The organism is Snodgrassella sp. B3088, from assembly GCF_026535815.1.
Lineage (GTDB): Bacteria > Pseudomonadota > Gammaproteobacteria > Burkholderiales > Neisseriaceae > Snodgrassella > Snodgrassella alvi_E.
Map to the genome: position 1 here is coordinate 1 of NZ_JAFNPG010000012.1, position 6,947 is coordinate 6,947.

Annotated in this window: 9 protein-coding genes and 1 pseudogene; 6 read left to right on the forward strand and 4 right to left on the reverse strand. The window is 38.8% G+C overall.

Features of this window, described 5'->3' with window-relative positions; genetic code table 11:
* A pseudogene (locus tag J3U75_RS08945) lies at positions 1-367 on the forward strand (transposase); the annotation flags it as partial.
* Between the two features lie 9 nt (positions 368-376).
* On the opposite strand, the gene J3U75_RS11425 reads toward J3U75_RS08945, so the two are convergent.
* Positions 377-502 (reverse strand): LysR family transcriptional regulator, encoded by a 126-nt coding sequence (locus tag J3U75_RS11425; RefSeq protein WP_001303004.1) that lies wholly within the window; start codon positions 500-502, stop codon positions 377-379.
* Positions 503-732: 230 nt separating this feature from the next.
* Entirely contained in the window at positions 733-1,938 is a 1,206-nt protein-coding gene (gene gltS / locus J3U75_RS08950; protein ID WP_000599530.1) for a sodium/glutamate symporter, read from the reverse strand.
* A gap of 443 nt (positions 1,939-2,381) precedes the next feature.
* Here gltS and J3U75_RS08955 point away from each other — a divergent pair, with 443 nt between their 5' ends.
* Genes J3U75_RS08955 through J3U75_RS08965 form a run of 3 tightly spaced genes read left to right on the forward strand, consistent with a single transcriptional unit; the run spans position 2,382 to position 3,775 of the window.
* A complete protein-coding gene (locus J3U75_RS08955) occupies positions 2,382-2,702 on the forward strand; it encodes an antibiotic biosynthesis monooxygenase family protein (RefSeq protein WP_000562370.1) in 321 nt (106 codons plus the stop codon).
* Positions 2,695-3,081, forward strand: a complete 387-nt coding sequence (locus tag J3U75_RS08960) for a hypothetical protein (protein ID WP_000460651.1) — start codon at positions 2,695-2,697, stop codon at positions 3,079-3,081. Before J3U75_RS08955 ends, J3U75_RS08960 begins: the two co-directional genes overlap by 8 nt.
* Positions 3,082-3,088: 7 nt before the next feature.
* Entirely contained in the window at positions 3,089-3,775 is a 687-nt protein-coding gene (locus J3U75_RS08965; protein ID WP_001284954.1) for an ArsR/SmtB family transcription factor, read from the forward strand.
* On the opposite strand, the gene tetR(B) is transcribed toward J3U75_RS08965, so the two are convergent.
* Positions 3,753-4,376 carry a tetracycline resistance transcriptional repressor TetR(B) gene (gene tetR(B), locus J3U75_RS08970; RefSeq protein WP_000088605.1) on the reverse strand — a complete coding sequence of 208 codons (624 nt, stop codon included), beginning with the start codon at positions 4,374-4,376 and terminating at the stop codon, positions 3,753-3,755. The genes J3U75_RS08965 and tetR(B) overlap by 23 nt on opposite strands.
* Positions 4,377-4,457: 81 nt before the next feature.
* Here tetR(B) and tet(B) point away from each other — a divergent pair, with 81 nt between their 5' ends.
* Complete coding sequence (gene tet(B), locus J3U75_RS08975; protein WP_001089068.1) at positions 4,458-5,663, forward strand: tetracycline efflux MFS transporter Tet(B); 1,206 nt, start codon at positions 4,458-4,460, stop codon at positions 5,661-5,663.
* 112 nt (positions 5,664-5,775) lie between these two features.
* Here the strand turns inward: tet(B) and tetC are convergent, their stop codons facing one another.
* Positions 5,776-6,369 carry a tetracyline resistance-associated transcriptional repressor TetC gene (gene tetC, locus J3U75_RS08980; RefSeq protein WP_000428546.1) on the reverse strand — a complete coding sequence of 198 codons (594 nt, stop codon included), beginning with the start codon at positions 6,367-6,369 and terminating at the stop codon, positions 5,776-5,778.
* Between the two features lie 87 nt (positions 6,370-6,456).
* On the opposite strand from tetC, the gene J3U75_RS08985 reads away from it, so the two are divergent.
* Complete coding sequence (locus J3U75_RS08985; RefSeq protein ID WP_000275180.1) at positions 6,457-6,873, forward strand: helix-turn-helix domain-containing protein; 417 nt, start codon at positions 6,457-6,459, stop codon at positions 6,871-6,873.
* Positions 6,874-6,947: the final 74 nt, after the last annotated feature.

The window sequence follows — 6,947 nt, forward strand, 5'->3', positions numbered from 1 at the left end:
GTTAATATCTATTCGAAGCGAATGCAGATTGAAGAAACCTTCCGAGACTTGAAAAGTCCTGCCTACGGACTAGGCCTACGCCATAGCCGAACGAGCAGCTCAGAGCGTTTTGATATCATGCTGCTAATCGCCCTGATGCTTCAACTAACATGTTGGCTTGCGGGCGTTCATGCTCAGAAACAAGGTTGGGACAAGCACTTCCAGGCTAACACAGTCAGAAATCGAAACGTACTCTCAACAGTTCGCTTAGGCATGGAAGTTTTGCGGCATTCTGGCTACACAATAACAAGGGAAGACTNCACTCGTGGCTGCAACCCTGCTTACTCAAAATCTATTCACACATGGTTACGTTTTGGGGAAATTATGAGGGGATCTCTCAGTGCTCAGCATGTTTGAGTGCTTTACTCGCCGCGGGTTGAGAAATATGTAAAACTTCAGCCGCACGCGTTAAGGAACCACAAGTCATTACAGCATAAAAGATATCGAGATGTCTTAATTTCATTCCATGTAGCCTACTGATTATTTATTTCTACGGACTATTCTAACGAATAAAGTATAAATAATCAGATATACTCGTCATAATTCAAATTTTGGTTTAGTTGTCACGAGAATTAATTCGTAAACGTGCAAGCTAAATAGATTGACTAGGGGAATATACGGGGTAAGAAAGCGGCTCGGCATACTGCCCTATAATAAATTGTTAGGAGAAGTACGCCGAGTAGTGTGTAGCTATTAGGTAAAGTATGTACCAATTTCAATAAATATTTTAATTAAGATACTGTTTGAAATATCAACAATAAAGGCACCGACCATAGGAACGACAAGGAAAGCTTTATGTGATGGTCCAAATGCTTTTGTGACTGTTTGCATATTCGCAATTGCTGTTGGTGTTGCTCCCATACCAAAGCCACAGTGACCCGCGCTGATCACGACAGCATCATAATCTTTGCCCATCATTTTGAAGGTGACAAAGCAGGCAAATAGCACCATGACAACAGTTTGTACAGCAATGATAATTAATACTGGCCCTGCCATGCTTGCCAATTGACCAAATTTTAATGACATTAACGCCATTGCCAAGAAAAGCGATAAAGCAACGCTACCTAATACATCGACGGTCGGCTCAAACACTTCGTGTTTAAATACATGAGTCAGTGTATTACGGATAATAATACCGACAAATAAACACCAGACAAAAGTAGGCAGTTGCAGAAAAGTATCTTTAAACAATGCACTGATATAGCCACCAACAACAATACAGATAATCAGCATTGAAATGGTTTCAATAACGTTATTTGCATTGATTTTTCTTTTGACGCTTGGTTGCTCAAAAGCTTCAACGATAGTGTCGCGCTCTTGCTCGGTTGTTTTAGGAATAGAGACCTTTTTCAAAAGATGACGGGCAACAGGGCCGCCAACTAAACCACCCAACACTAATCCAAGTGTTGCACAAGCCATCGCTAATTCAACGGCGCCTGTTACATCATATTTATCAGCGAGAATAGGGCCCCATGCTCCGGCATTACCATGACCACCTGTTAGAGTAATTGAACCTGCAATTAAGCCAATAAATGGACTTTCATTCATCATGACAGCCATACTCATGCCGACAGTATTTTGAATGGCGATTAGGATCGTTACTGCAATAGTTAATAGAACTAACGGCTTTCCTCCTTTAATCAGTCGAGAAAAGTCAGAACTTAGCCCGATAGAGGAAAAGAATGTGAGCATTAATAAACTTTGCAATGAAGCATCAAAAGTAAACGAATAACCTGATGTTTTATCAATAATTAACAGAACAATTGCAACAATAAAGCCACCAACGACGGCTTCTGGTATGTGGTTTTTTTGTAGGAACGGGGTAAATTTTACGACAAACATTCCTATGAGTAGCGCGATACATGCGACTAATAATGTATAACTGGCATCTAGGATCATTTTTTTACCTCTATTAGTTTACCAGAATTTTCACTATAACAATTTAACAATAGTGAAAAATGAAGTTACTTTGGTTAACTAATCTTTAACAATGAGTTTTATTAGGGTATCCATAACTTTTAGTTAATAGGGTCATAATTTTAGTGTGATCTTAATCATGAAATATTAAAAAGATTAAAATAACAACAATGGTATTTAATGATGGGTAAACCTAAATACCATGCGGGATCCGCACTATTTTCGGTGATAGCAAAAAATAAAAAAGTATAAATAATAAACAAAATTATAAGAGAAGGAGAACATGATAAGCGCAGGCCGAGCAATTTAAAGAAGTGTGATATACAACATAAAACAGCAGCATGACCTTTCTATATTTCGTTGCTTATCGAAGTGTTAATTTTCGGGTGGATTACTCTGTTTGTTGATTAATAACGGAGAAAAATATGATTGCTGTAATATTTGAGGTGCAAATACAACCCGACCAACAAACTCGCTATTTGACTTTAGCTGAGGAGTTAAGACCACTATTAAGTCATGTAGCTGGTTTTATTTCAATTGAACGTTTTCAAAGTCTAGCTACAGAAGGAAAAATGTTATCGCTATCTTGGTGGGAAAACGAATACGCAGTTCTGCAATGGAAAAATCATGTTTTACATGCGAAAGCTCAACAAGAAGGGCGAGAGTCAATATTTGATTTTTACAAAATTAGTATTGCTCATATTACTCGCGAATATTCATTTAAAAAGGACAAGGATAATGTTTGATGTTCACGTTGTTTTAGATAATCAAATAGGACAATTAGCATTACTAGGAAAAACATTAGGTAATAAAGGTATTGGATTGGAAGGGGGAGGGATATTTACGGTTGGTGATGAATGCCATGCTCATTTTCTTGTTGAACAAGGAAAGGAAGCTAAAATAGCGCTAGAGCAAGCTGGACTGTTAGTACTTGCGATCCGGACACCATTAATTCGTAAGTTAAAACAGGAAAAACCGGGGGAACTTGGCGAAATAGCACGAGTATTGGCGGAGAATAACATTAATATTTTAGTGCAATACAGTGACCATGCTAACCAACTGATATTAATAACGGACAATGATAGTATGGCTGCATCTGTTACGCTCCCTTGGGCAATAAAGTGAACTTGCGATGGCTAATTTAATACGAAAAGAGGTTACCTTTGAGTCCTCAATAGCCGCGATAGGGGCGGCTATGTCTGACATTTCACGAGTTAAAATACTCAGTGCTTTGATGGATGGGCGAGCTTGGACGGCCACTGAGCTAAGTTCTGTGGCGAATATATCAGCTTCAACGGCGAGCAGTCATTTATCTAAATTATTAGATTGCCAGCTAATCACAGTAGTAGCTCAAGGCAAGCATCGTTATTTTCGGCTAGCAGGAAAAGATATTGCTGAATTGATGGAAAGTATGATGGGGATCTCCTTAAACCATGGCGTACATGCCAAAGTTTCCACGCCAGTGCATTTACGAAAAGCACGTACTTGCTATGATCATTTAGCTGGCGAAGTTGCCGTTAAGATCTATGATTCCCTTTGTCAACAGCAATGGATCACTGAAAATGGTTCAATGATCACATTAAGTGGTATTCAATATTTTCATGAAATGGGAATTGACGTTCCTTCCAAACATTCACGTAAAATCTGTTGTGCGTGTTTAGATTGGAGTGAACGCCGTTTCCATTTAGGTGGGTACGTTGGAGCCGCATTATTTTCGCTTTATGAATCTAAAGGGTGGTTAACTCGACATCTTGGTTACCGTGAAGTTACCATCACGGAAAAAGGTTATGCTGCTTTTAAGACCCACTTTCACATTTAAGTTGTTTTTCTAATCCGCATATGATCAATTCAAGGCCGAATAAGAAGGCTGGCTCTGCACCTTGGTGATCAAATAATTCGATAGCTTGTCGTAATAATGGCGGCATACTATCAGTAGTAGGTGTTTCCCTTTCTTCTTTAGCGACTTGATGCTCTTGATCTTCCAATACGCAACCTAAAGTAAAATGCCCCACAGCGCTGAGTGCATATAATGCATTCTCTAGTGAAAAACCTTGTTGGCATAAAAAGGCTAATTGATTTTCGAGAGTTTCATACTGTTTTTCTGTAGGCCGTGTACCTAAATGTACTTTTGCTCCATCGCGATGACTTAGTAAAGCACATCTAAAACTTTTAGCGTTATTACGTAAAAAATCTTGCCAGCTTTCCCCTTCTAAAGGGCAAAAGTGAGTATGGTGCCTATCTAACATCTCAATGGCTAAGGCGTCGAGCAAAGCCCGCTTATTTTTTACATGCCAATACAATGTAGGCTGCTCTACACCTAGCTTCTGGGCGAGTTTACGGGTTGTTAAACCTTCGATTCCGACCTCATTAAGCAGCTCTAATGCGCTGTTAATCACTTTACTTTTATCTAATCTAGACATCATTAATTCCTAATTTTTGTTGACACTCTATCATTGATAGTGTTATTTTACCACTCCCTATCAGTGATAGAGAAAAGTGAAATGAATAGTTCGACAAAGATCGCATTGGTAATTACGTTACTCGATGCCATGGGGATTGGCCTTATCATGCCAGTCTTGCCAACGTTATTACGTGAATTTATTGCTTCGGAAGATATCGCTAACCACTTTGGCGTATTGCTTGCACTTTATGCGTTAATGCAGGTTATCTTTGCTCCTTGGCTTGGAAAAATGTCTGACCGATTTGGTCGGCGCCCAGTGCTGTTGTTGTCATTAATAGGCGCATCGCTGGATTACTTATTGCTGGCTTTTTCAAGTGCGCTTTGGATGCTGTATTTAGGCCGTTTGCTTTCAGGGATCACAGGAGCTACTGGGGCTGTCGCGGCATCGGTCATTGCCGATACCACCTCAGCTTCTCAACGCGTGAAGTGGTTCGGTTGGTTAGGGGCAAGTTTTGGGCTTGGTTTAATAGCGGGGCCTATTATTGGTGGTTTTGCAGGAGAGATTTCACCGCATAGTCCCTTTTTTATCGCTGCGTTGCTAAATATTGTCGCTTTCCTTGTGGTTATGTTTTGGTTCCGTGAAACCAAAAATACACGTGATAATACAGATACCGAAGTAGGGGTTGAGACGCAATCGAATTCGGTATACATCACTTTATTTAAAACGATGCCCATTTTGTTGATTATTTATTTTTCAGCGCAATTGATAGGCCAAATTCCCGCAACGGTGTGGGTGCTATTTACCGAAAATCGTTTTGGATGGAATAGCATGATGGTTGGCTTTTCATTAGCGGGTCTTGGTCTTTTACACTCAGTATTCCAAGCCTTTGTGGCAGGAAGAATAGCCACTAAATGGGGCGAAAAAACGGCAGTACTGCTCGGATTTATTGCAGATAGTAGTGCATTTGCCTTTTTAGCGTTTATATCTGAAGGTTGGTTAGTTTTCCCTGTTTTAATTTTATTGGCTGGTGGTGGGATCGCTTTACCTGCATTACAGGGAGTGATGTCTATCCAAACAAAGAGTCATCAGCAAGGTGCTTTACAGGGATTATTGGTGAGCCTTACCAATGCAACCGGTGTTATTGGCCCATTACTGTTTGCTGTTATTTATAATCATTCACTACCAATTTGGGATGGCTGGATTTGGATTATTGGTTTAGCGTTTTACTGTATTATTATCCTGCTATCGATGACCTTCATGTTAACCCCTCAAGCTCAGGGGAGTAAACAGGAGACAAGTGCTTAGTTATTTCGTCACCAAATGATGTTATTCCGCGAAATATAATGACCCTCTTGATAACCCAAGAGGGCATTTTTTACGATAAAGAAGATTTAGCTTCAAATAAAACCTATCTATTTTATTTATCTTTCAAGCTCAATAAAAAGCCGCGGTAAATAGCAATAAATTGGCCTTTTTTATCGGCAAGCTCTTTTAGGTTTTTCGCATGTATTGCGATATGCATAAACCAGCCATTGAGTAAGTTTTTAAGCACATCATCATCATAAGCTTTAAGTTGGTTCTCTTGGATCAATTTGCTGACAATGGCGTTTACCTTACCAGTAATGTATTCAAGGCTAATTTTTTCAAGTTCATTCCAACCAATGATAGGCATCACTTCTTGGATAGGGATAAGGTTTTTATTATTATCAATAATATAATCAAGATAATGTTCAAATATACTTTCTAAGGCAGACCAACCATTTGTTAAATCAGTTTTTGTTGTGATGTAGGCATCAATCATAATTAATTGCTGCTTATAACAGGCACTGAGTAATTGTTTTTTATTTTTAAAGTGATGATAAAAGGCACCTTTGGTCACCAACGCTTTTCCCGAGATCTCATCTATTGAAACAGCTTGATAGCCTTTTTCAACAAACAATATTCGTGCTGAGTTAACCAGTGATTGATAGGTACTCTTAAAATTTTCTTGTTGATGATTTTTATTTTCCATGATAGATTTAAAATAACATACCGTCAGTATGTTTATGGTATCATGATGATGTGGTCGTGACAATCTTAAGAACATTTAGGTTATTTTATGTATATTGAACAGCATTCTCGCTATCAAAATAAAGCTAATAACATCCAATTAAGATATGATGATAAGCAGTTTCATACAACGGTTATCAAAGATGTTCTATTATGGATTGAACATAATTTAGATCAGTCTTTACTGCTTGATGATGTGGCGAATAAAGCGGGTTATACCAAGTGGTATTTTCAGCGGCTGTTCAAAAAAGTAACAGGGGTCACACTGGCTAGCTATATTCGTGCTCGTCGTTTGACGAAAGCGGCTGTTGAGTTGAGGTTGACGAAAAAAACTATCCTTGAGATCGCATTAAAATATCAATTTGATTCCCAACAATCTTTTACACGTCGATTTAAGTACATTTTTAAGGTTACACCAAGTTATTATCGGCGTAATAAATTATGGGAATTGGAGGCAATGCACTGAGAGATCCCCTCATAATTTCCCCAAAGCGTAACCATGTGTGAATAAATTTTGAGCTAGTAGGGTTGCAGCCACGA

Excerpts from the sequence above, each read along its gene's own strand:
- J3U75_RS08965 (WP_001284954.1), top strand. The coding sequence starts at position 3,089 with ATGGCTAATTTAATACGAAAAGAGGTTACCTTTGAGTCCTCAATAGCC.
- gltS (WP_000599530.1), bottom strand. The coding sequence starts at position 1,938 with ATGATCCTAGATGCCAGTTATACATTATTAGTCGCATGTATCGCGCTA.
- tetC (WP_000428546.1), bottom strand. The coding sequence starts at position 6,369 with ATGGAAAATAAAAATCATCAACAAGAAAATTTTAAGAGTACCTATCAA.
- J3U75_RS08955 (WP_000562370.1), top strand. The coding sequence starts at position 2,382 with ATGATTGCTGTAATATTTGAGGTGCAAATACAACCCGACCAACAAACT.
- J3U75_RS08960 (WP_000460651.1), top strand. The coding sequence starts at position 2,695 with ATGTTTGATGTTCACGTTGTTTTAGATAATCAAATAGGACAATTAGCA.
- J3U75_RS11425 (WP_001303004.1), bottom strand. The coding sequence starts at position 502 with ATGAAATTAAGACATCTCGATATCTTTTATGCTGTAATGACTTGTGGT.
- J3U75_RS08985 (WP_000275180.1), top strand. The coding sequence starts at position 6,457 with ATGTATATTGAACAGCATTCTCGCTATCAAAATAAAGCTAATAACATC.